General features: G+C 48.4%; 19 protein-coding genes. 15 read left to right on the top strand and 4 right to left on the bottom strand.

What is annotated here, in order from left to right:
- Positions 1-62: 62 nt before the first annotated feature.
- The 7 genes from nuoL to spoIID all read left to right on the top strand — a co-directional run bounded on the left by nuoL (position 63) and on the right by spoIID (position 8,941).
- Positions 63-1,928, top strand: coding sequence for an NADH-quinone oxidoreductase subunit L (gene nuoL / locus V1498_RS20990; RefSeq protein WP_409296058.1), 1,866 nt, complete (start codon positions 63-65; stop codon positions 1,926-1,928).
- The gene (locus V1498_RS20985; RefSeq protein ID WP_409299403.1) at positions 1,928-3,460 is read left to right on the top strand and encodes a NuoM family protein; all 1,533 of its coding nucleotides are present in this window, start codon (positions 1,928-1,930) and stop codon (positions 3,458-3,460) included. The genes nuoL and V1498_RS20985 overlap by 1 nt, the downstream gene beginning before the upstream one ends.
- On the top strand, positions 3,457-4,971 hold the full coding sequence (nuoN, locus tag V1498_RS20980) for an NADH-quinone oxidoreductase subunit NuoN (RefSeq protein ID WP_409296056.1): 1,515 nt from the start codon (positions 3,457-3,459) through the stop codon (positions 4,969-4,971). The genes V1498_RS20985 and nuoN overlap by 4 nt, the downstream gene beginning before the upstream one ends.
- 323 nt (positions 4,972-5,294) lie before the next feature.
- Positions 5,295-5,528, top strand: a complete 234-nt coding sequence (locus V1498_RS20975) for a DUF1146 family protein (RefSeq protein ID WP_409296054.1) — start codon at positions 5,295-5,297, stop codon at positions 5,526-5,528.
- A 133-nt stretch (positions 5,529-5,661) separates the two neighbouring features.
- Positions 5,662-6,411, top strand: coding sequence for a YwmB family TATA-box binding protein (locus V1498_RS20970; protein WP_409296052.1), 750 nt, complete (start codon positions 5,662-5,664; stop codon positions 6,409-6,411).
- Between the two features lie 32 nt (positions 6,412-6,443).
- Positions 6,444-7,745 carry a UDP-N-acetylglucosamine 1-carboxyvinyltransferase gene (gene murA / locus V1498_RS20965; RefSeq protein WP_409296051.1) on the top strand — a complete coding sequence of 434 codons (1,302 nt, stop codon included), beginning with the start codon at positions 6,444-6,446 and terminating at the stop codon, positions 7,743-7,745.
- A gap of 167 nt (positions 7,746-7,912) precedes the next feature.
- Positions 7,913-8,941: a stage II sporulation protein D gene (gene spoIID / locus V1498_RS20960; protein ID WP_409296050.1), complete on the top strand. Its 1,029-nt coding sequence runs from the start codon at positions 7,913-7,915 to the stop codon at positions 8,939-8,941.
- On the opposite strand, the gene V1498_RS20955 is transcribed toward spoIID, so the two are convergent.
- From V1498_RS20955 to V1498_RS20945, 3 genes are all read right to left on the bottom strand, one after another.
- Positions 8,925-9,326, bottom strand: a complete 402-nt coding sequence (locus V1498_RS20955; RefSeq protein ID WP_409296048.1) for a VanZ family protein — start codon at positions 9,324-9,326, stop codon at positions 8,925-8,927. The genes spoIID and V1498_RS20955 overlap by 17 nt on opposite strands.
- Positions 9,327-9,598: 272 nt before the next feature.
- A complete protein-coding gene (locus V1498_RS20950; protein WP_409296046.1) occupies positions 9,599-10,348 on the bottom strand; it encodes a L,D-transpeptidase family protein in 750 nt (249 codons plus the stop codon).
- Between the two features lie 359 nt (positions 10,349-10,707).
- The gene (locus tag V1498_RS20945; protein ID WP_409296044.1) at positions 10,708-11,418 is read right to left on the bottom strand and encodes an SH3 domain-containing protein; all 711 of its coding nucleotides are present in this window, start codon (positions 11,416-11,418) and stop codon (positions 10,708-10,710) included.
- A gap of 338 nt (positions 11,419-11,756) precedes the next feature.
- On the opposite strand from V1498_RS20945, the gene V1498_RS20940 reads away from it, so the two are divergent.
- The 8 genes from V1498_RS20940 (at position 11,757) to fabZ (ending at position 18,530) form a co-directional block, all read left to right on the top strand.
- Positions 11,757-12,650: a peptidoglycan DD-metalloendopeptidase family protein gene (locus V1498_RS20940; RefSeq protein WP_409296042.1), complete on the top strand. Its 894-nt coding sequence runs from the start codon at positions 11,757-11,759 to the stop codon at positions 12,648-12,650.
- A 377-nt stretch (positions 12,651-13,027) separates the two neighbouring features.
- Positions 13,028-13,300 (top strand): sporulation transcriptional regulator SpoIIID, encoded by a 273-nt coding sequence (gene spoIIID / locus V1498_RS20935; RefSeq protein WP_409296040.1) that lies wholly within the window; start codon positions 13,028-13,030, stop codon positions 13,298-13,300.
- A 155-nt stretch (positions 13,301-13,455) separates the two neighbouring features.
- The gene (locus V1498_RS20930; RefSeq protein WP_409296039.1) at positions 13,456-14,460 is read left to right on the top strand and encodes a rod shape-determining protein; all 1,005 of its coding nucleotides are present in this window, start codon (positions 13,456-13,458) and stop codon (positions 14,458-14,460) included.
- A gap of 345 nt (positions 14,461-14,805) precedes the next feature.
- Positions 14,806-15,645: a flagellar hook-basal body protein gene (locus tag V1498_RS20925; RefSeq protein ID WP_409296038.1), complete on the top strand. Its 840-nt coding sequence runs from the start codon at positions 14,806-14,808 to the stop codon at positions 15,643-15,645.
- Between the two features lie 33 nt (positions 15,646-15,678).
- Positions 15,679-16,518, top strand: a complete 840-nt coding sequence (locus tag V1498_RS20920) for a flagellar hook-basal body protein (protein ID WP_409296037.1) — start codon at positions 15,679-15,681, stop codon at positions 16,516-16,518.
- Positions 16,519-17,345: 827 nt separating this feature from the next.
- On the top strand, positions 17,346-17,600 hold the full coding sequence (locus V1498_RS20915; RefSeq protein WP_409296035.1) for a DNA-directed RNA polymerase subunit beta: 255 nt from the start codon (positions 17,346-17,348) through the stop codon (positions 17,598-17,600).
- 97 nt (positions 17,601-17,697) lie between these two features.
- On the top strand, positions 17,698-18,009 hold the full coding sequence (locus V1498_RS20910) for a putative quinol monooxygenase (RefSeq protein ID WP_409296033.1): 312 nt from the start codon (positions 17,698-17,700) through the stop codon (positions 18,007-18,009).
- Positions 18,010-18,098: 89 nt separating this feature from the next.
- On the top strand, positions 18,099-18,530 hold the full coding sequence (gene fabZ, locus V1498_RS20905) for a 3-hydroxyacyl-ACP dehydratase FabZ (RefSeq protein ID WP_409290658.1): 432 nt from the start codon (positions 18,099-18,101) through the stop codon (positions 18,528-18,530).
- Positions 18,531-18,751: 221 nt separating this feature from the next.
- Here the strand turns inward: fabZ and V1498_RS20900 are convergent, their stop codons facing one another.
- Positions 18,752-22,264, bottom strand: a complete 3,513-nt coding sequence (locus V1498_RS20900) for a S8 family serine peptidase (protein ID WP_409296031.1) — start codon at positions 22,262-22,264, stop codon at positions 18,752-18,754.
- Between the last annotated feature and the right edge of the window lie 112 nt (positions 22,265-22,376).

The raw sequence follows: 22,376 nt of genomic DNA, 5'->3' as shown, positions 1-22,376 counted from the left end.
GATAGATGAAGATTCATCAAGAAGGATTTTTAGGCCTTCGGAAATGAAAAGGGGATTTGGCCGTGATAGAGAATGCTTGGATTATACCTCTGTTCCCGCTCCTGTCGTTTCTTTTGCTCCTGCTGCTCGGGCGGAGGCTGAAGGAAGCGAGTGCTTACATTGGGATGGCATTTACGCTGTTTTCTTTATTGTTTTCCCTGTTGGTGCTCTGGGATCTTTTTGACTCGTCTGTGTATAAAGCAGAAGCCGGCTGGCTGAGCTTTGGGAATACGACAATCACGGCGGGAATCGAGGTCAACCAGCTGAATGCTTTGATGCTTGTCATCGTTTCGCTGGTCAGTTTTCTGGTACATACATATTCCAAGGGCTATATGGAGGGGGAAGGGCGGTTTTCCGTTTTTTACGCATACCTCGGCTTTTTCACATTTGCGATGCTTGGCCTCGTCCTTTCGCCCAACCTGCTGCAGCTCTATATATTCTGGGAGCTTGTGGGTGCGGGATCTTTCCTTTTGATCGGCTTTTACTTTTATAAGGAAGAAGCAAAGCAGGCAGCTAAAAAGGCATTCATCATGACGAGGATCGGGGATGTGGGCCTGTTCATCGGGATGATTCTGCTATTCTGGGAAACTGGGAGCTTTGAATTCTCCGATATTTTCGCGGCGGTGGGTTCTGGCGACCTTTCACCCGGCATGATCACCTTGACGGCCATCCTGATCTTCATCGGCGCTATGGGAAAATCAGGGCAATTTCCGCTTCATTCCTGGCTGCCGGATGCGATGGAAGGTCCCACACCGGTTTCTGCCCTTATTCATGCAGCAACCATGGTGGCTGCCGGAGTCTATTTAGTGGCAGCGCTGTTCCCGCTTTTTTCCGCAAGCGAAACAGCCATGCTTACAGTGGCGGCTACTGGTGCGTTTACCGCCATCTTCGCTGCGACCATCGGCCTCGTCCAGACGGATATCAAAAGGGTGCTGGCCTATTCAACAGTAAGCCAGCTTGGGTATATGATGCTGGCCCTTGGTACAGCCGGCTATGTGGCTGGAGTCTTCCACCTCATGACACATGCCTTCTTCAAGGCGCTGCTCTTCCTCGCGGCAGGAAGCGTCATCCATGCGGTGCACACGCAGAATATTGAAGAAATGGGTGGTTTGTGGAAGAAGCTCCATCTGACAGGTCCGCTGTTTTTGATTGGGGCGATGGCCATTTCGGGCGTCCCTTTGCTCTCGGGCTTTTTCTCCAAGGATGAAATCCTCGTTTCCGCCTGGAGCAACGGAAATTATGTGCTCTTCGGACTTGCGCTGATCACGGCCTTTCTGACTGCGTTTTACATGTTCCGGCTCTTCTTCCTGGTTTTCACGGGCAAGCCTAAGAGTCAGGGGGAAGTCCATGAGTCCCCGGTATCCATGACGGTTCCGATGCTCGTCCTTGGTGTGCTCGCCATCGGGAGCGGATATGTCAACACTCCCTGGTTCGGCACATTTCTCGGGGACTGGCTGACAAAGGGGAATGAGTTCCTTGAACACAGCCGCCACGCAGGACCGCTCTGGATCATGCTGGCTGCCTCTGCAGCATCCATTGCCGGGATTGCACTCGCCTATCTTATATACTGCAGGCGTTCCTTGTCCCGTACCTGGCTTGGCGGGGAAGGGAATGCAGTCTATACAATCCTGTGGAACAAGTACTATATGGATGAAATCTATGAGGCAGCGATCATCAGGCCGGCGGGCATCATCAGCATGTTCGCAAGCTATATTGACCGTTATATCGTAGAGGGCCTGGTAAATGGGACAGCTCAGGCAGCCGGGAAGCTCGGGAAGCTGGGATCGCGCCTTCAAAATGGACAGGTGCAGTGGTATGGGACAACAGCATTTCTTTTAGCTGCCATATTGCTTTTGATATATGCGATGGCAGAGGGGGTCTTTAAATGATGCTGGACAGCTTTTTATCAATTGTCATCTTTTCCCCGCTGCTCGGCATGATAGCTCTCATTTTCATACCGCGAGAGAAGGAAGCGGCATTGAAGGCCGCAGGAATTTTTGGAACGCTTCTGCCGCTGCTGTTGTCCTTTTATCTGTACGGCCATTTTCTCGGGGGCGGAAGGCTGGATCTTTTTTCTGTAAAAACTTCCTGGATCCAGCTTGGGAATGCAGGGGCTGCCCAATCGGGACTGTTTGCTGTGGACTATGAGCTCGCACTTGATGGCTTCTCGCTTCTTATGGTGCTTCTGACCGCCCTGCTCTCGACGCTTGCGGCCATTGCTTCCCTTCATATAAAAAAAGAGTGGAAGGGCTACTTCCTGCTGTTCCTTGTGCTTGAGGCCGGCATGCTGGGAGTTTTCATGGCCCAGAATCTGATATTATTCTTTATCTTTTTCGAAATCACCCTCATCCCCGCTTTCTTCCTGATCGGGAAGTGGGGCTATGCTGAAAAAGAGAAAGCGGCATACAGCTTTCTGATCTATAATGGCCTCGGCTCGGCCGTCCTGCTGATCGCGATTATTGTGCTGTTTGCCCGTACTGGGACCTCTAATATTGATGGGCTGAGGTATTTGATGAATACCGATGGAGCAGAGCTGGTTTCTCCGATCACGGAAGGAATGAAATACGGCCTGCTGGCTGCCCTTCTCGTCGCCTTTGGGGTGAAACTGCCGATATTCCCGCTCCATACCTGGATGCTGAGGGTCCATGTACAGGCACCTCCGGCGATCGTCATGCTCCATGCCGGCATCCTCCTGAAAATTGGCGCCTTTGGCTTGATCCGCTTTGGCATGGGGATCTTCCCGCAGCAATTCAAGGAGCTGGCGGTCATCATCTCGGTCCTTGGGGTGATCAACCTCCTGTACGGGGCATTCCTTGCCATGATTCAGAGGGAATTCAAGCTGGTGCTCGCTTATTCTTCCATATCGCATATGGGAATCGTGCTGATCGGGCTTGGTGCCCTGAACGAATCCGGCCTGCAGGGAGCAGCCTTCCAGGTCATATCCCACGGTTTGATCGCTGCTCTTCTGTTCTTCCTGGTAAGTGTCATGTATGAGCGCCTGCAGACTACATCCCTCATCACACTCGGCGGTTTGTCACAGGCCATGCCGGTTACTGCAGGGTTTCTCCTGGCGGGAGCGCTGGCCTCACTCGGCCTTCCGGGCATGTCGGGCTTTGTGAGCGAGTTCCTTGCCTTCCTCGGACTTTTTAAAAGAGATCCGCTGCTTGCCGCCATCGGTGCGCTTGGGATCATCCTGACCGCTGTTTATCTGCTCAGGGCGGTCATGGGCATAAATTTTGGGAAAAAAGGTGTCGCCGTCAGGAAGGGAGCGGTTGCTGACATAAGCGAGCTTGAATGGGTGCCTGCACTGGTCCTGACCGCAGCAGTCATCCTGATTGGGGTGTATCCTGCAGTCCTGGGTTCACCGCTCAAAGATACGGTCGATTTCATCATGGCAGGACTTGGAGGTGGCAGGGGATGAATCTGGAGACATTGCTTTCGTATAAATGGGGATTGATGGCACCGGAATTCATCATCCTCGGGACATCCGTCCTGCTGTCACTCCTGGATCTTTTCCTCCCTAAAAGAGCCGACAGGAGGCATCTTGCCTGGGTGGGGCTTGCCGGGGTGGTCATCGCCATTATTTCACTGGCAGGGCTTGTGGATGTCAAAACAGGCTCCATCCTCCAGGATTCTTTCCGCCTTGATTCATTTGCGAAGGCATTTAAGCTCCTGCTGCTGACAGGGGCGGGCTTTGTTTTAGTCATGGCCCGCAGCTATCAGCCTAAAGGGGAATTTAAAGAGTACAGGGGAGAGTTTTACTATCTATTCCTGACCGGCCTTCTCGGCGCGATGATCATGACATCAAGCGGAGACCTCATCACTCTGTTCACCGGCCTTGAACTGCTGTCCCTTTCCTCCTATATCCTTGCCGGCATGAGAAAGACAGAGGCATCAGGAGAAGCGGCGCTCAAATATCTGATCACCGGCGGCATATCGACCGCGGTTACGCTGTTTGGGATGAGCTACTTATATGGCCTGTCGGGCACAACGAACCTGAAGGCGATGGCAGGCATCATGACTGATCAAATGGGAAGCGGCGGGTTTATGTATCTGTACGGCCTTGCCTTCTTCCTGGTGCTTGCAGGCCTTTCGTTCAAGATTGCGGCTGCCCCCTTTCATATGTGGGCACCTGATGTGTATCACGGCTCACCGACACCAGCTGCTGCATTCCTCGGCGTCGTGTCAAAAACAGCGGGATTTGCCATCCTGCTTCGGATCATGCTGACTCTGTACCTGACTACACCAGGGAATGCGAGGAGCACGGTTTCCTTTTTGGAACAAAACAGCATCTACATTGCCTGCCTCGCAGGCATAACGATCATCGCCGGCAATCTCACCGCTCTTCGTCAGCGGAACGTAAAAAGGATGTTCGCTTATTCAAGTATCGCCCATGCCGGGTATCTGCTTGCGGGTTTTTCAGCACTTGGCTATTTTACCTTTGATGCCGTCTGGTTTTATCTGGCAGCCTATCTGTTTATGAATCTCGGAGCCTTTGCGGTCATCCAGGCGGTGGCAGACGGGGAGGATTCATGCGATATCTCGCATTTTGCAGGGCTTTGCCGAAGGTCCCCTCTCCTTGCCGGAGGCCTCTCTGTTCTGATCCTGTCGCTTGCGGGCATACCAGGCACCGCAGGCTTTATCGGCAAGCTGACCATCTTCATGAACGCCCTGATGACCGAACCGGGCCATTATGTGCTGGCCTCCATCATGATTGGCGGCACCATCATTTCCTATGTATACTATTTTGGCCTCATGGTCCAAATGTTCTTCCGCCCGGCACCGGCACCGGGAAAAATCAAGACGGCACCGGCACTTGGCGTAGTGGCTGCAGTGGCAGCAGCAGTCACCATCCTTCTTGGAATCCTGCCTAACCTCGCGCTGGATCTGCTTCATGGCCCGTTTGGAAGCTTTGATGATTTTCTGAAATGAACAGGTCTTTGGGAGTATTTACGTAAAGGGCTGAGCCGCCGGGACGGTTCGGCCCTTTTGTTGTGGCTGGATTACAGTTTTTTATGAGATTTTTTTATGATTACATGGTAAATAAAGGAGAGGTGAAAGATCAGGAGGCTCACCGCCCGCCCCGCGGAAAGCGCGCACCTGCAGCGGAAATCAACCTTCCTTTTCCTGAAACTGGCTTTTCAAATGGAGCTGATCTAAAAATCTTAAAAAATAGTCTGATTCTCATAAAGCGATAGAGCGCAAGCTGTGATATGATGAACAAATGGAGTCTATTTTAAAGGAGACCTGACAAGATGTTTTCAAGTGGACAGCAGGCACTGCTTGGCATTACGATTCACTTGTTTTGCTTTGCGGTTGTATGGTGGGCGCTTCAGGCGCTGAATTTTGAAAAGATGCTGAGGGCTGGCAGGGTGCTGCAGGCACGTGTGCTCTACATTCTCCTGACCATTGCCATCGGATCGGCAGCAGCAGACTTCCTGCTGAACTACCTATTCTGGTCGAATCAGCTTCCCTCCATTATTGAGTAGTTTTTTTCGAGGTTATTGTGAAGCAGGTCACAGAATCACATCTGGCAGGGCAGTGTCATAAAATGGCGATAAACGCCCGGTATGATCCGCTCTCCGTCCGGTAACACTGTTACTATTCGGGAGGGATTATGCCATGACAAAAAAATATATTCATATATTCATATATGCCATGCTGGCTGGTTTTATCTTACTTCACATTGGGAATAGTACGACTAAAGCAAAAAGCGATGCAGATATCGTTAAAATGATGGAGATCCTGCAAGCCCAGAAGAACGTGCAGATTAAGGATTGGTCTGTATTCGCGAGAGAGATAGACCATGAGATAAATACAAGAGCTCTATTTGGCAAAAGAGTAAGAGAATTAAAAGACCTTTCTCCTGATTTCCACTGGCAGGAGACAAAAAACGACAGCTCTTTGTCAGCCTGGGGCACCAGGAAAAACGCACAAAACGGGACGAAGGAAACAATTAAAATCGTGATGACCCTCACAAAACCCGGTTCCACTGCGTATATGCTGTATGATATAAGGGGAAATGAGTGGTCACAGGAAACTGCCCCTTTCCTTAAGGGGAATTTTTATGAAAAGCTGGATGACATTTTTCGAGGAAAACCATCAATTTTCACTTGTATTCAGGGGGAAGTAAGTGATAAGATGGTGAAGGTTTTATCATTTTATGTTAATGAGATGGTGAAGGCTTTTCATGCGACTGAAATAGAGAGCACCAAGGAAGACAGCTTCGTATCTATCTCAGCGCACTCGACCATGTTTGAGAGTTATCTGACTGAAGAAAAAATGAATCTGCAGCTTGCCATGCGAACGGTGGGAATGGGCGGTAAGACTGCCTTTGTAGTTGGAACACCCATAATCACTACTGAATATTAATATAGAGAAATTGGACGCGGAGGGGAATACTTTTGGAAAAAATCATCGTCCGCGGCGGAAAAAGGCTGAGCGGAACCGTTAAAGTTGAGGGAGCGAAAAACTCCGTTCTACCTGTAATCGCTGCAACATTATTAGCAAGTGATGGGCAAAGTACCTTAAAAGATGTACCGACTCTGTCCGATGTATACACGATCAATGAAGTATTAAGAAAATTGAACGCCGATGTAGCGTTCGATGATAATACAGTGACAGTTGATGCATCAAGGGAGTTATTGGAAGAAGCACCATTTGAATATGTGCGCAAGATGAGGGCATCCGTACTCGTAATGGGATCCCTTCTTGCCAGGAACGGAAGAGCGCGGGTAGCGCTTCCTGGCGGCTGTGCAATCGGTTCACGTCCGATCGACCAGCACTTAAAAGGCTTCGAGGCTATGGGAGCCAAAGTTAAGGTAGGAAACGGATTTATCGAGGCTGAAGTGGACGGCAGACTTAAGGGAGCAAAGGTTTACCTTGACTTCCCAAGTGTCGGCGCAACAGAAAATATCATGATGGCAGCAGCTTTGGCTGAAGGTACAACCATCCTTGAAAATGCAGCAAAAGAGCCTGAAATTGTAGACCTGGCTAACTTCATCAACAAGATGGGCGGCAAGGTGAAAGGTGCGGGTACAGCCACGATCAAGATTGAAGGTGTGGAAAAGCTGTACGGAACAGAGCACTCGATCATACCTGACCGTATCGAAGCAGGTACATTCATGGCCGCAGCAGCTATTACAGGTGGAAATGTACTGGTAAAAGGTGCGGTGCCTGAGCATCTATCTTCCCTGATTGCCAAAATGGAAGAAATGGGTATAACCATCCAGGAAGAAGAAGATGGCCTGCGCGTTATTGGTCCGGAGCAATTAAAAGCGGTAGACATCAAGACGATGCCGCATCCAGGATTCCCTACAGACATGCAGTCCCAGATGATGGCGCTTCTGCTCCGTTCAACGGGTACCGGCATGATCACAGAAACTGTATTTGAAAACAGGTTCATGCATGTGGAAGAATTCCGCCGCATGAATGCGGATATCAAGATTGAAGGCCGCTCTGTAATCACTAATGGACCATCTGATCTTCAAGGTGCGGAAGTAATGGCTACCGATCTTCGTGCAGCTGCATCCCTAATCCTGACAGGACTTGTTGCAGAGGGTGTTACCCGTGTAACCGAGCTTAAGCATCTCGATCGCGGCTATGTGAATTTCCATGGCAAGCTTGCTGCTCTTGGGGCAGATATCGAGCGTGTGAAGGATGAAACAGCAGTGGAAGCAGAATCTGTGAAAGCAGAAAATGCATAAGTTTAGAAAAGCTAGTTTATAAAAATAGAGCTGGATCCATACCTGGATCCAGCTTTTTTAATCTACCATTTTCGGATGCATCGCACGCATATTTGCTAGCGTGAAGCCATACATATTAGTAAGCGGCATGTAATTGCTGCCACATACATGTATAGGGGGCGCCATTTTTGAAAGCAGTCAAACCTATGGTCATTTTTCTAATCATATCAGCAATCGTTACACTCATGATCCCCGCCATCCTCGTGCTTCCTTTTTCAGATGAACCCGCGAGCGGGAAATTGGCAGAGAAACTGCAGGATAAAAAGAAGGTGAGCCAAATGAACAAGAACAAAGGGCCGGTCCTGGATGTGGCTGTGTACAGAGATGCGGCACAGCTGATTGAGGATGTGCCGCTTGAGGATTATGTCAGGGGAGTGGTCGCGGCCGAGATGCCGGCCAAATTCGAGCCGGAGGCCCTGAAAGCCCAGGCACTGACTGCCAGGACCTATATCGTCAAGCAGCTGATGACGAATAATACTAAAAATGCCCCTAAGGGAGCCAATGTGACAGATACGGAATCCCACCAGGTCTATAAGAATGACAAAGAGCTGAAAGCGCTCTGGGGCTCCGATTACAGCTGGAAAATCAAAAAGATAAAAACGGCGGTTGAAGAGACGAGCGGACAGATTCTTACTTATAATTCGAATCCGATTGAAGCGACCTTCTTTTCAACAAGCAATGGATATACGGAGAACTCCGAGGACTACTGGCCCAATAAAATTCCTTACCTGAAGAGTGTAGAAAGTCCATGGGACAAAGAATCACCAAAATTCTACAGCCAGAAGACCATCTCCACTAAAGATTTTCAGAACAAGCTGGGCGTGCAGCTTCCGGATAAGGCGGTGGTGGGCACGATAACGGCCAAGACGGAAGGAAAGCGGGTGGCAAAGGTGGAAATTGGCGGGAAAGAACTTACCGGAAAGCAGATCCGGGAAAAGCTCGGCCTTAAATCCACCGATTTCTCCTGGATCAGAAAAGGAAATGGAATTGTTATCTACACCAAAGGCTTCGGCCATGGAGTGGGCATGAGCCAGTACGGGGCGAATGGAATGGCCGAGGCCGGAAAAAAATACACCGACATCGTCAAGCACTACTACCAGGGTGCCAAAATCACCGAAGCTGCCCCATACCTTACCAAAATCACCGCCGGGAAATAAACGGGAAATGGGGCCGGCCCCCCCGTTTGACCAGCCACCAGGCAATAAGGACGCCGGTGATGTCTTTGATGACGTCGATCAGCGAGGAGCTGCGTGACGGGATGAAGGACTGATGATATTCATCCAGCACCCCGTAAAAGCCGGCCGCTATGGCGGCTATCATATTCAAGGCCGGAGTGAGCCGGCCGTTTACCTTTAAAGCGGCCGCAAATAATAGATAGAGTATGGCGAACTCTATGAGATGCAAAGATTCTTTCATAATGGAATCGATCTTGGAGGATTTTAACTCCACCACCAAATCATCCGGATTGCTAGATAGAAACCAAATCAGGCCCATATACAGAAAGGGCAGAAGGCTGATGATGATTCTGAATGCGTTCTTCACTGTATTCCTCTTTTCATTTCAGCATGATAGCACCTCTAAGGGGCTTTGTGGGAAAGGGGCGTAGCAAGAGGCTGTAAATAGAGAGTGTGAACATCATTTATCTTTCCGGCATACCTGCTGTGCCTCCCTCCGCTCCACCGCCTTACCTGTGTTTGTTCCTGCTCTTGTCCAGTTTCTTTTCCTGCAGGTGCTGGGAGTTAACTCACGTTTTCATTATAACAGGGGAAGGGCCGGCTGTCAGAAGTACAGCCGGCCCTCATCCGTGTGAAGAATTAGAGGCCAAGTGCCTTTTTGGTGGCACTCCCCACAATGCCATCCGCTTTAAGGCCTTTTTTCTTTTGAAAAGCCTTCACTGCTTTTTCTGTATTCGAACCAAAGATCCCATCGATTCCTTTGGTGCTGTAGCCGAGGGATGTCAATTTTTTCTGCAGAGCCATCACTTCCGCACCGCGGCTTCCTTTCTTCAGGACCTTTGCAGGCTGGGGAGCCGGCGCTGCGTCTCCGCCCTTCACCTTGAATCCATAGGAGGCTGCAATGCTGGTGAAGGACTTTGCAGCCGTAGTGATGATCACCGGGGTGTTGACCGAGATTTGGGTAAACAGCCATTCAACTTCACTGTCATACATCCTGATGCATCCGCCGCTTGCATACGTGCCGATGGATGCCGGGTTATTATTGCCATGAATCGCATAAGTGGTTCCCCAGGTCTGCCTGGCATTCAGCCCCAGCCACCGGTTCCCGAGCGGATTCCTCGGGTCGCCCCCTGGTATATGCCCCGTATAATAAGGCCGGTTGACGATCTTATTCACCACTTTAAACTTCCCCTCAGGTGTGTAGGACGGCTTCCTGCCTGTCGCCACTTTGAACACCTTTGACAGGGTCCCGTTTTTATAGAATGCAAGCTGATTATTCGCCTTATTAATCACAATGAGCCTGCTGTCAGCAGCATAACTGCTGATTCCGCCGAATCCGAGAACGCTAACGAGCAAGAAAAAAGATAAAATGACTAGTTTCTTTAACAAAGACTTCCCCCCTGAGCTTTTCATCTGTTTATCTTATGAGAGGAGTAGGGGGGAACTTTACAAAAATATAGAAAGACGGCTGATTTATTTTAAGAAATTTTTAGTGCCAAAACAGTAAAAAAGAAGGCGATTGCTCAATCGCCTTCTCGGATTGCTTATCATTTTGTATGTTTCGTAAATCTTATGTCTGTAGAATAAAAAGGTTAATCTCCGCTGCAGGCGCTGAGCCTCCCGTCTTCGCCTTCGGGGTCTCAGCTTGAAGCTGGATTAAGGAGTCTTGCACCTTCCGCTCCATTCAACCCATTTACGAATGTAATTTCCTAGAACTATTAAAGCAATAGCCTCTTAGAATAGAGGCATTATTTTTTATCATATTTAACACGATGATCGAACACCAGCCATTTGCTTCCTTCTTTGACAAAACACGTAGTGGTGGTGTGATTTCGTTCCATTTCACTGATGCGGTATTGTGAGATATATAAATAAGACTTTCCGTTTTTCACAAAGTGAGTAACGGTCGGCTTCTTTGGCTGATATTTCGCCTGCCAATCCAGTGGGTACAGCGACAGTCCCCAAGTATCGGTTTCGAGGATATGATACAGTGGGTTTCCTTTACTATCCTTGCCCGCAGCTCTAAACTGCTGTTTAAAATATTTGTCTATAAAGGACTGGGTAAACTGGGGGGATAGAATGGCATAAATTTGCTTTTTGGTGTAACTTTTGCTCTTACTAATTAGCTGTGCCTTATATGCTTTGTCAGAAATGGCTTTTGCAGCAGCGGGTGACATGGTGCTGTAGAATCTTAAATAGTCATCAGAAACATATCCTTTTTTCTTAGCGTAAAGAATTTGGGCCCAGCCGCTTTTAATGGAATAGACCGTCACCTTGGCCGTGTTCTTTAGAGATCCAATCTTTTTGTAATTCAACCCAGGACCGCTTCTAACATTCAATGTTCCGCTTGATACATCGACTACACCAGTTTTAACAGCGGCTTCTGCCATATTGACAGGGGCGAACACCAATAAAATCAGGATAAAAGACAGTATCCCTTTCATCATCTTGTTCTTCATATACTTCCTCCTCGTCCCGTTTACCTTGGGAAATGTTAACCATCTCTTCTCTTGCATTCCGTGCAAATTGTCCTAAGTAATGCTGCTAAAACTTCAGCTCAAAGAAATTTAAACAGGCTGCGGTAGAATGTGATTTCCTTTCATTTACTATAACAAAACTGTAAGTAAATTCCATCCTAATTTTAAAAATCCCCTTTGAAGAACCCTCAGGTTTTATAAAATATTTCCTTTTAATGCATAATGCCTCCGCCTCTGTAGAACACTAATCAGAAAAAATTTTTTCAGGGTGTGTATATATTTTCTGAATTCTGTTCAGAATGGCTGATGAGGTGATAATCATGAGAGAGGAAGAAAAGAAACGGACTTCTCAAAAATCAAATTTCCAGCGTATTATAAGTAAGCGCTGGGCACTTCCAGCAATCTACATCCTATGTGCAGCAATCGTATTATCAGCAGTGATCTGGTATCAGAATACGGGCAGTGAATCAAGCAATCCCGGGAATCAAAAATCAGCCGAGCTTGGCAAAAATGAAAAGCAGCCAGCCGTTGAAGCGAACCGTGGATTAGAAAACTTCTCAATGCCGGTAAAAGACCAGGACAATGCAGTGGTCAAAAAGGATTTCTATGATGCGAATGGTTCTAAGGAAGAGCAGGAAGCAGCGATGGTTTACTACAATAACACGTTTGAACAGAATAAAGGCATGGACATTGCCATGAAAGACGGCAAAGGCTTTAACGTCATTGCTTCACTAAGCGGTAAAGTGACCCGGGTGGATGAAGATTCAGTCCTTGGAAATGTGATTGAAATTGAACACAGCAAGGGAATCGTGACACGCTATACTTCTGTAAAAGACATGAACGTCGCGGTTGGGGACAAGGTATCCAAAGGACAGGAGATTGCCAAAGCCGGACAAAGCCTGCTGAATGAAGAAGCCGGCACACATGTCCACTTTGAAATCCGTAAAGATAATATGGCAGTGAATCCAAAGAGTTATTTTGAAAAGACGCTGGCTGACCTTCAGGAAGCAAGCGTTGCCCCTGTGAAAACAGAGCAGGTGGATAAAGATAAGGCAGACACTGAAAAAAGCGTCCAGGATGAAAGCACCATAGAGGAAGACAAGTCTGAATCCAAAGAAGACAGCAGCAAAAAAGCTGAAGATAAAGAACAAGGTACAGACACTTCTTCCGATGAAGAACAGAATTCTACTGAAACACCAACAAAAAATAACTAAACGTCAAACTTCCCGTTTGAATAGCAACTGAACAGGAAACCCGCCTATATGGCGGGTTTTTTGCAGTTATAAGACGGACATCGACAAATTTCTCGGGAAATAATGGCGGGCAATGTGCAGGAGATTTAAAAAAACATGCCGGGCCGGCCTGTCCCTATTCAGAAATTAGGGCATATATTCTGAACCAAGCTAATAAACTGTTACAAACCTTACAAAAACTGGTGAACAGAGAGTGGTGGCTGAGGTGGGATCGTTATCTGCGACTGGGAATTTAGCTGAATATACATTCATATGCTGACAGGGATAACAGTATTTTATATACATAGGGCGAAGCTCATTTCACACTTCTCAACTTCAATTTAGGGAGGGCGAGTGGTGTGCACGATTACATCAAAGAAAGAACTATCAAGATAGGAAAGTATATCGTGGAGACAAGAAAAACGGTTCGCGTGATTGCGAAGGAGTTTGGTGTATCCAAAAGTACTGTCCACAAAGATCTTACAGAGAGGCTCCCGGAAATCAGCCCGGAGCTGGCAAACGAAGTGAAAGATATCCTGGATTATCACAAATCCATCCGCCATCTCAGGGGCGGCGAAGCAACCAAAATGAAATACAAAAAACCGGAGTATGAAGAAGAAACAATCAAATAGAAACAGTGGAAGTGCCGGAAATGTGTCCGGCATTTTTTAATTTTGGGAAATAATCCGGGAAATGGGGACTGTCCCCCGGAGTTTGTGATAAAATAGGTAATTGGAACGTATTACTAAATTTTAGCAGTGGAGTAATAAGGAGGAAGTGTACCGTTATGTTCGCAAGAGATATTGGAATCGATCTTGGGACTGCTAACGTGCTGATACATGTTAAGGGTAAAGGGATCGTATTGAATGAGCCGTCGGTTGTTGCCATTGATAAGAATACAAATAAGGTGCTCGCAGTAGGTGAGGAAGCCAGGAGGATGGTTGGCCGTACGCCTGGGAATATTGTCGCAATCCGGCCGCTGCAGGACGGGGTCATTGCAGATTTTGACGTCACGGAATCAATGCTCAAGCATTTTATAAATAAATTGAATGTGAAGGGCCTTTTATCCAAGCCACGCATTCTGATCTGCTGTCCCACTAACATCACGAGTGTAGAACAGAAAGCCATCAAGGAAGCAGCTGAGAAAAGCGGCGGCAAAAAGATTTTCCTTGAAGAAGAGCCGAAGGTCGCAGCCATTGGCGCCGGCATGGATATTTTCCAGCCCAGCGGCAATATGGTAGTGGATATCGGCGGAGGGACGACAGATGTTGCTGTGCTTTCCATGGGAGACATCGTGACTTCATCATCGATCAAGATGGCTGGCGACAAGTTTGATGCCGAAATCCTGAATTACATAAAACGCAAATATAAATTATTGATCGGGGAACGCACCTCCGAAGAGATCAAGATCAAAGTGGCGACCGTCTTCCCTGGAAGCCGCGACGAAGAAATAGATATCCGGGGCCGCGACATGGTCTCAGGACTCCCAAGGACCATCACGGTCAAATCAGAAGAAATCAGCAGTGCCTTGAAGGAGTCTGTAGCAATCATCGTCCAGGCAGCCAAAAGCGTCCTTGAACGGACTCCGCCGGAGCTTTCTGCAGACATCATAGACCGCGGCGTCATCTTGACAGGCGGCGGCGCACTGCTGCACGGAATCGACCAGCTCCTTGCCGAAGAATTGAAGGTCCCGGTCTTGGTGGCCGAAAATCCAATGGACTGCGTCGCCATCGGGACAGGCATCATGCTCGACAACATGGACAAACTGCCAAAGCGTAAATTTGTTGTGTAACGCTCAGGCTCTTTTCAAAGAGGTTGTGTTTGATGAGGGTTGTGAAGCAAATTTAAGACAGGTTGATTGGAACGGAAGGTGCGAGACTCCTGCGGGAAGAGAGCACCCTTGGTTACAATCAGCCTTCTCCATTTCATGAACGCACAAAAAAATAAGGGCCTGCTGTTTTTATGGGAACGTAGACCAGCAGAGCCCTTATTTGAATTATTTATACCACTACAGCCCCGGATTAAACACCATCCATAAAAAAACTCCAGTCAGGCGATTAAAAAAATTATTTGTCTGCCGATATATACGTATAGAGATTCCACAAAAATTTTCTCTCTTATTATGAGGTGAATATATATGCTCAGAGGTTTTTATACAGCAGCTTCCGGTATGCTGTCCCAGCAGCGCCGCACTGAAATGCTGACCAATAATATATCAAATGCCAATACACCCGGCTATAAGGCTGATCAGTCTTCCATGAGGGCCTTTCCCAAAATGCTCCTCAGCAGGATGGAAAGTGAGAATATCCCGACTGCAAAAGGACTGACTCTCCCGAGGAACACGAAAATTGGAGACATCAGTACCGGAGTGTATATGCAGGAAGCGATGCCGAACTTCAGGCAGGGAGACATCACTCCAACAGAGCGCAGCACAGACATCGCCCTGCTGGATGGGGCCATGCCCCTGGACCCGGAAACCGGGCGTCCGGGCACAGCTCTTTTCACCGTCTCCGATGGCAACGGTGAAGTCAGGTATACAAGAAACGGAAACTTCACGCTTGATGCGGCCGGTTTCCTTACAGAACCAAGCGGAAATTATGTCCTGGATACAGCCGGGAACCGAATCCAGCTGGAAAGTGAAAACTTCACCGTGAGCGAGGATGGTGTCATCAGCGAGGGCAATGGTGAGTCCGCAAGGCTCGGCATCGCATTTGCCGCTGATCCATACCGGCTGGTGAAAGAAGGGGATGGCCTATTCCGCGCTGAAGCGAATCAGGACATCCAGAGTGCCTACGGCCAAAACGGAGTGGAATTCAAGCTCCAGCAAGGTTCGATCGAACAATCCACAGTCGACCCGGCTAAAACTATGACAGATATGATGACCGCTTACCGTGCCTTTGAAGCGAACCAAAAAATCCTTCAGGCTTATGATAAAAGCATGGACAAGGCAGTGAACGAGATAGGGCGGATCGGCTGATCCTAAATCGGTCCCGCGCAGGGGGTAAAAGCAATGAATAGAACGATGATCACAGCAACCAATACACTCAGCCAGCTTCAAAAGAGGATGGACATCATAAGCAATAATATGAGCAATGTCCAGACCAATGGCTATAAGCGGAAGGAAACCTACTTCACCGACCTCCTGGCCCAGGAATTCCAAAACCAGGGCCGCCCAGATAAGGAAAAAGGAAGGCTCACACCGGACGGAATCCGGGTAGGAACCGGCGCAAAGCTCAGCCAGTCCCGGATGGTGCTCACCCAGGGAAGCCTCAAAACAACCGATCGTGACCTGGACGTGGCCCTCACAAAGGACAACCTCTTCTTCAAGATCCGCGGCGACCAAAACAGGACCGCCTATACCCGTGACGGCGCCTTCTACCTGACTCCAGCAGGCAATGGCGGCAATTCCATGGCCCTTGTCACCGGCAATGGCAGCGCGGTACTGGATGAACAGGACAGGCCGATTGTAATCAACGGTGAAATAGACAACCTGATCTTCAATGAAAACGGACAGCTCAGAGCGACCATGCAAAACGGAGACGTCCAGGCCTTCAACCTCGGCATTGTGTCCGTGAAGAAGCCCCACTTCCTTGAACAGCAGGGCACGAACCTGTACACACTCCCAGGCGGCCTGAACAGGCTCGGCGTCACAGAAGACGAAGTATTCACACAGCTCAATGGAGGCCTCAGGAACCAAATCTCCCTCCAGCAGGGATCCCTTGAAAACTCCAACGTAGACCTGTCCAAGGAAATGACCGACCTCCTCAACGTCCAGCGCTCCTACCAATTCCAGTCCCGCTCCATCACCCAGGCGGACCAGATGGCAGGACTAGTAAATGGGATACGGTAATTAGAAAAGCGGAAAGCGGTGCCTTCCATACAATAACTTATATAAAAAGAGATGAATTGCAAAATTAATAGATCATCCAAACTAAAAAGGAAGGCAGAGATCCGAATAGCATAAGACGAGGCGGGTGTGGAAAGCGTTTTTCTTTCCATGCCCGGCTTGGCTTATGACTCGAGGATCTCAGCTTGGAGCTAGACATCACCAGAAAAGCGGAGGACGGTGCTTTTCTAATTCAATTACTTAGCAGCACTATGATGACTAAACTTATCCAGCAGTCAGAATGACTCGAAAAGCAGAGACCTGACAGGCGTAAGAAGGGCGGCAGAAAAAGGCCGCTCTTTGCCTTTTTATGGCGACCAGCTTACGACCGAAGGTCTCAGTCCGGAGCTGGATCATAGAAAAGCGGAAAGCGGTGCCTTCCATACAATAACTTATATAAAAAGAGATGAATTGCAAAATTAATTAATCATCCAAACGCCAATGCCTGGGTGGCATATCCAACTATTTTCTTTCCGTTATTATACCCGATAGGATCACTCTTGTTAGGAATCTTTCTCGTTCTATTCTCCCTGAGAAAGGGAAAAGAGAAGGGTATGAAATGAAGAAAAATGCTATCCAGAAAGGCGGTCGGTGAATGCCCGCTCTTTTTTTGGCATTTAATGTTTGCTCAGACTGGCAGCATTGATTACGAGAGGAAGACTTACATTAAATTACCCCATTGTATTATGAGCTTTTTTTTCCATCTCGCCAGTTAACAAAGCAGGCCAGACAGGGTATAATAAACGAAACCAGCCACGTTAGAAGGAGAGGCAGCTAAAAGGATGGAACCGATGAGCGTATCGAGAGAAGAATTCCGTAAAGAGAAAGTGAAAAAAGAGCCGTCAGGGAAGGCCCGCGGGAAAATTCGTGTCCGTTTGATTCCCATCTGGCTTCGCCTGGTCATTGTAGCCTTTCTGATTGCCTTCTCGGCTGCAGCGGGTGCCATGGTAGGCTACAGCATACTTGGCAGCGGCAAGCCGTTTGATGTATTTAAAAAATCAACATGGACCCATATCGGGGACCTTGTCAATAAAGATGTCAGGTAGAAAGCCGTCCTTTTAAGGGCGGCTTTTTGCTTTTTTTGAAGGAATTTTCACCGTTTCTGAAGAAACAATCTGTAAAAGGGATAAAGGGGACTGGGAGATGGAGAAATTCGGGCTTTTCGGCAGATTTACGGCAATACAGGGGGAGCGCGACATGCTTGCCGCCATCCTTCTTCAGGCAGCGAGGGAGCTTGGGGCGATGGAGGAATGTGAGGCCTATCAAATCAGCTTTTCGCAGGAGGATGATTATTCGGTCTTCGTTTATGAAGTATGGACCAGCGAGGAGGCGCATAAGAATTCCTTGTCGCAAGAGTCAGTCCAGGCACTTATCCAGCAGGCTAGGCCGCTGCTTGCAGGTATGGAGCGGATGGCAGCTCTTTGTCCGCTTGGCGGAAAAGGACTGACGGATTGATGATTTAGTACTAAGTCATATAACCAGCTTTTAATTTTTGCTTCATTCATGGTAAGATGGAGAAAAAGATTCTGCTGGAGGTAAAACAAATGCTTGATATTAACCAGATTAAAGAAATCATCCCGCATCGCTACCCATTTTTGCTGATTGATAAGATTGTCGAAATGGAAGAAGGCGTAAGGGCTGTGGGCATTAAAAATGTGACGGCCAATGAGGAATTTTTCAACGGCCATTTCCCTGATTACCCGGTCATGCCGGGTGTGCTGATTGTTGAAGCACTGGCTCAGGTCGGGGCCACTGCCGTATTAAAAAAGGAGGAGAACCGGGGCAGGCTTGCCTTTTTTGCCGGCATTGAAAACTGCCGTTTCAAGAAGCAGGTGAAGCCTGGGGACCAGCTCCGCCTGGAAGTGGAGATTGTCCGTTCACGCGGTCCGATCGGCAAAGGAAAAGCGGTGGCGACGGTCGAAGGAGATGTTGTGTGTGAAGCGGAAATTACTTTTGCATTGGGAGATAAAAAATAGAAAAATTTTCTAAAAAAATGCAAGAACCACTGTTTAGAAATAGGTCTTTGGTGTTAATATAGTAGTGTAGGTTTAATAGCATAAAAATTACTCAGCTAGAAAAATGATATGGTCTGGTAAGCCATATGTTCTCCCAAAAAAAAGGGCTGGTCTGCATCGCGGGCCAGCTTTTCTACTTTTATAAGCGAAAAGGGAAGGAGCACCGAGCTCCTTCCCTTATTTTATTTCATCGTCACTTTCAGTTCGTACGGCTTGATGGAGGAGTTGCCAAAGAAGTCACGGACCTTTACATGATAGGTTCCCTTTTTAAGGGTGCGGATCATGACTTCATCATCACCCTCCGGATAGTAATCCGCTTTGCTTAAAAGCTTTCCGTCCTTATAAAGGGACAGATTCATATCCGTTTCTTTACCTGCAGCCAGGCTGATGGTGACAGCTGTATCTTTCTTGAGGGTGAAGGTGAACCAATCCTCATCCCCGAACTTCACGCCGGCATTCAGGTAGCCGGAAGCCTTCAGGACCTTGCTTCCTGAAGCCTTCAATGCCACAGGTTTGGACGGCCTGTTATTCTTGATTACTGATTTGGCATCTTCATCAACTGTCTTGGCAGGCACAACACTTAAATTATATGGCACGAGACTTAATGTGCCGCTTTCGAGGAACCGGTCCATTACGATGAAGTACTTCTTGCCTTTGACGGCTTTGAAGGAACCGTGTGTAGTGCCGGTCTCAAGTCCGCCTTCGATGATGGAAATATGCTCGTAATCCGCTCCGTCATATTTTCCGTTTTTATTCACGTCTTCAATGATGACAGGCAGCTTATACACTTTAGTGAACAGCTCTTTCGGAAGCTTGGCACGGAGTGCGGCCGACACGGTTCCATCCTCGGCAAGCACCTGGTAAACGCCTGTTTTAGAAGGAGAGAAGGTGAACGCATCCATATCGTTCGGCATCGCGAAATTGCCTGTCACTTTGCCGTCTGCCGGCAGTTTTTTGGCCTGGTTTTTGAACAGGTCATTTTCTTCATATTTATCGGACTGATCCGCATACAGGTAGGAAGAGCCGATTGAATATTTCTGAAGAGCAAAGTCATCGGCAAACCAGTTCGGGGTGACTGCCATGAAATAAGTCTCTCCCTTTTGCAGGCCTGTATGGAATGAGCTGTTAAGGGCGCCCCAGCCGCTCCAGTTTAAATTGTCCCCAACCGGAGACAGATTAAGGATCTTCTTGCCATCCCCAACATCCTCTGTCGTCAGCTTTGCGATTTCCACAGTGAACGCCTGGCCGTTAACTACTGGAGTATTGAACTTGTAATATCCTGACTTCTCAGGCTTGAACATAAAGAGATCTAAATCTTCCGGGCTCTGGAGATATCCTTCGCCTTTCATCCCGAGTGTAAGGGGACGGGCAGCTTCTTTATACTGCTGGATCAGCTGCTCCATATACAGAATTTCATCATCGATATCATACTTGCCGTCTCCATTCAGGTCGCCGTCACCTTCTCCGCCTTCTTCCTCTTCGCCGCCTTCAATCGGAAGGCTGTCTTCATCCGGAATGGCTTCGGAAGCTGTAAGATTCAGAGTATAAGGAATCGCAGACGGCTTGGCATCAAGGCTTGTTTCGAAACCTGTGCCGAAGAAGAAGAAAAAGAAATCTTCATCGCTGAATGATGGTTTATTCGTAACCTTCACAATATACTTTGCATCTTTTTCCCCTTGGAAGAAGAGCGTTTCCCCTTCACCGGAGCCTCCCCGGTTGCTGGAAAATTCCCCAGGAACCGCATTTTTGCCTTCGAGCATTTCCTTCAGCATCGCCATTTTCTCTTCTTCGGGTATTGGAGTCTCCCCAGGCTCCGGCTGAGGGAACAGAGAGTCCTCGCGGTAAACATGAATCATGCTGTTTACGCCTGGCACGCCTGAGATATTCAGGTTATACAGATAGTCACCGTCCGCTTTGAATGTGAAATAATCATAGTCTTCCTTTTCATCTGAAAGGAAGGTGTTGCCGGTGCTTGTAAATGGAACCGGAGTCATCGGCACCATATTTGTCAGGGTGGATGTATCCTTTGGCAGCTCTGTCAGGACGGACGCGGAGAGGGTATACTGATCCTTCTTCGCGGCAGAGCTGTCATAGTTTCCATTCACATCCGTCACACCGATCGCAGCATAGCCGGTGTATGGGGCCTTCAGCATGCTGCCCTCGCTTTTTCCTTCTCTGACGCTGTTGATCACATGAGTTTCGACTGGAAGCGGACCGAAGAATTTGACCGTAAGCTTGTGATCGAATTGAGCGGACGACTTGAGTGAAGTCTGGATATATTCTCCTTCCTTGACCGCAATTTTAACCCAGTGCTGTTCCCCAGGTTTGGTGACCGCCTTCGTTACATTCAAAGGGGAAGTAACGGATGGTGCCTCTTTCCGGATTTCGGTATCCGTCCATTTCTTTGTGATGGCTGCAGGCAGGCTTTTTACATTATATTTAAGCGCGGCAGCCGGGTTGACGAGTCCGCTGCCATACTTTGTATCATAACCCCTTGCTCCAAGATCCTGGGCAGTGGCTTTCAGGATATATTCCACCTGTGCAGGCGTGAGCGACGGATTTTTGGCTAAAAGAAGGGAAGCTGCCCCTGCCACAACCGGAGCAGCCATGGAGGTGCCGCTCATATTCCGGAAGCTCGATTTCCTTTCCGGTTCATAAATGGAGGAATAAACCTCCTCGCCTGGAGCGGCAATATCAACGGATGGGCCAAAATTGGAATACCAGGACAGGGCCTTCTTGCTGTCCACTGAGCTTACGCTGATAACGCCCTCATAGGAAGCAGGGTAAGAGGGCTCGTCCCATGCCTCATTGCCTGCCGACGCCACGATGGTTACACCTTTGGCTATAGCCCGCTTGACTGAATCTGCAAGAATCGGGGAGGCTCCGTATGAACCCAGACTCATATTGATAACCCTTGCACCCTGTTCAACGGCCTTGTCGATGGCCTGGACGATGGTATAGTCATTGGTGGCTGAACCCCTTGAGAAGACATCGATGGACAATATATCGGCATTAGGGTTGATGCCATATCCGCCGATGCCGTTGCCCTTTTCGCCTGCAATGATGCCGGCAACATGCGTGCCATGGCTGTCAGGCTGCCCGGGGTTTGCAGGATCGATGATATTCACGGAACTGATGACTTTGTTTTTCAGCTCCGGATGCTTCAGGTCGATTCCGGTATCGATGACCGCAACCTTCACCTTGCGCTTGCCTGCCAGAGACTGGGCTTCGCCTGCCTTCAGCATGGACAAATGATACTGCTTTGATGCTTTCGGGTCGGTTGTGCCGAATTTATGGAACAGGACAGACGGCTGTGCCGACACGACATTTTTATTTTTTAAATAATATTTGAGGGCCTTCTCCTGTGCGGCTTTATTTTTCACCTTGACCACTATATACTTCTGGCCGGCATCCTGGCGGACCACAACGGCTCCGAGCCTGGTATGCTCTGCCCGTGAGAGTGCATTTTTATATTTAATGACAATCATGTCCTCGCTGAACTGCGGCTTTTTGGCTTCTTTTTGTGCTCCGTCCTTAGAGGCGGAAAAGGATTTGAACGTACGCAGGCCGCTTTTATCAAATACTTCACTTTTTGCCTTGGCCAGGTCTGACTTTAGGCTGGCGTTTGCCGTGCCCGGCAGAACCAGAGCGGCACAAACACCCGCGATGGCCAGGTTCTTCAATAGTTTCTTCATAATTTACCCCCGTTAAAAATGATTGATTTCTCTTCTATCCATGCTGAAAGCTGCTCTCCCTATCTCTAGGAAAAGCCCAGCACTTAATAGACGCAGCGAAATGGAAAAAGTT

It is taken from the genome of Paraperibacillus marinus (assembly GCF_046237605.1).
Classification (GTDB): domain Bacteria; phylum Bacillota; class Bacilli; order Bacillales; family DSM-1321; genus Paraperibacillus; species Paraperibacillus marinus.
Note: the sequence above shows the minus strand (reverse complement) of the source record. Positions and strands in the feature narration are given on the sequence as shown.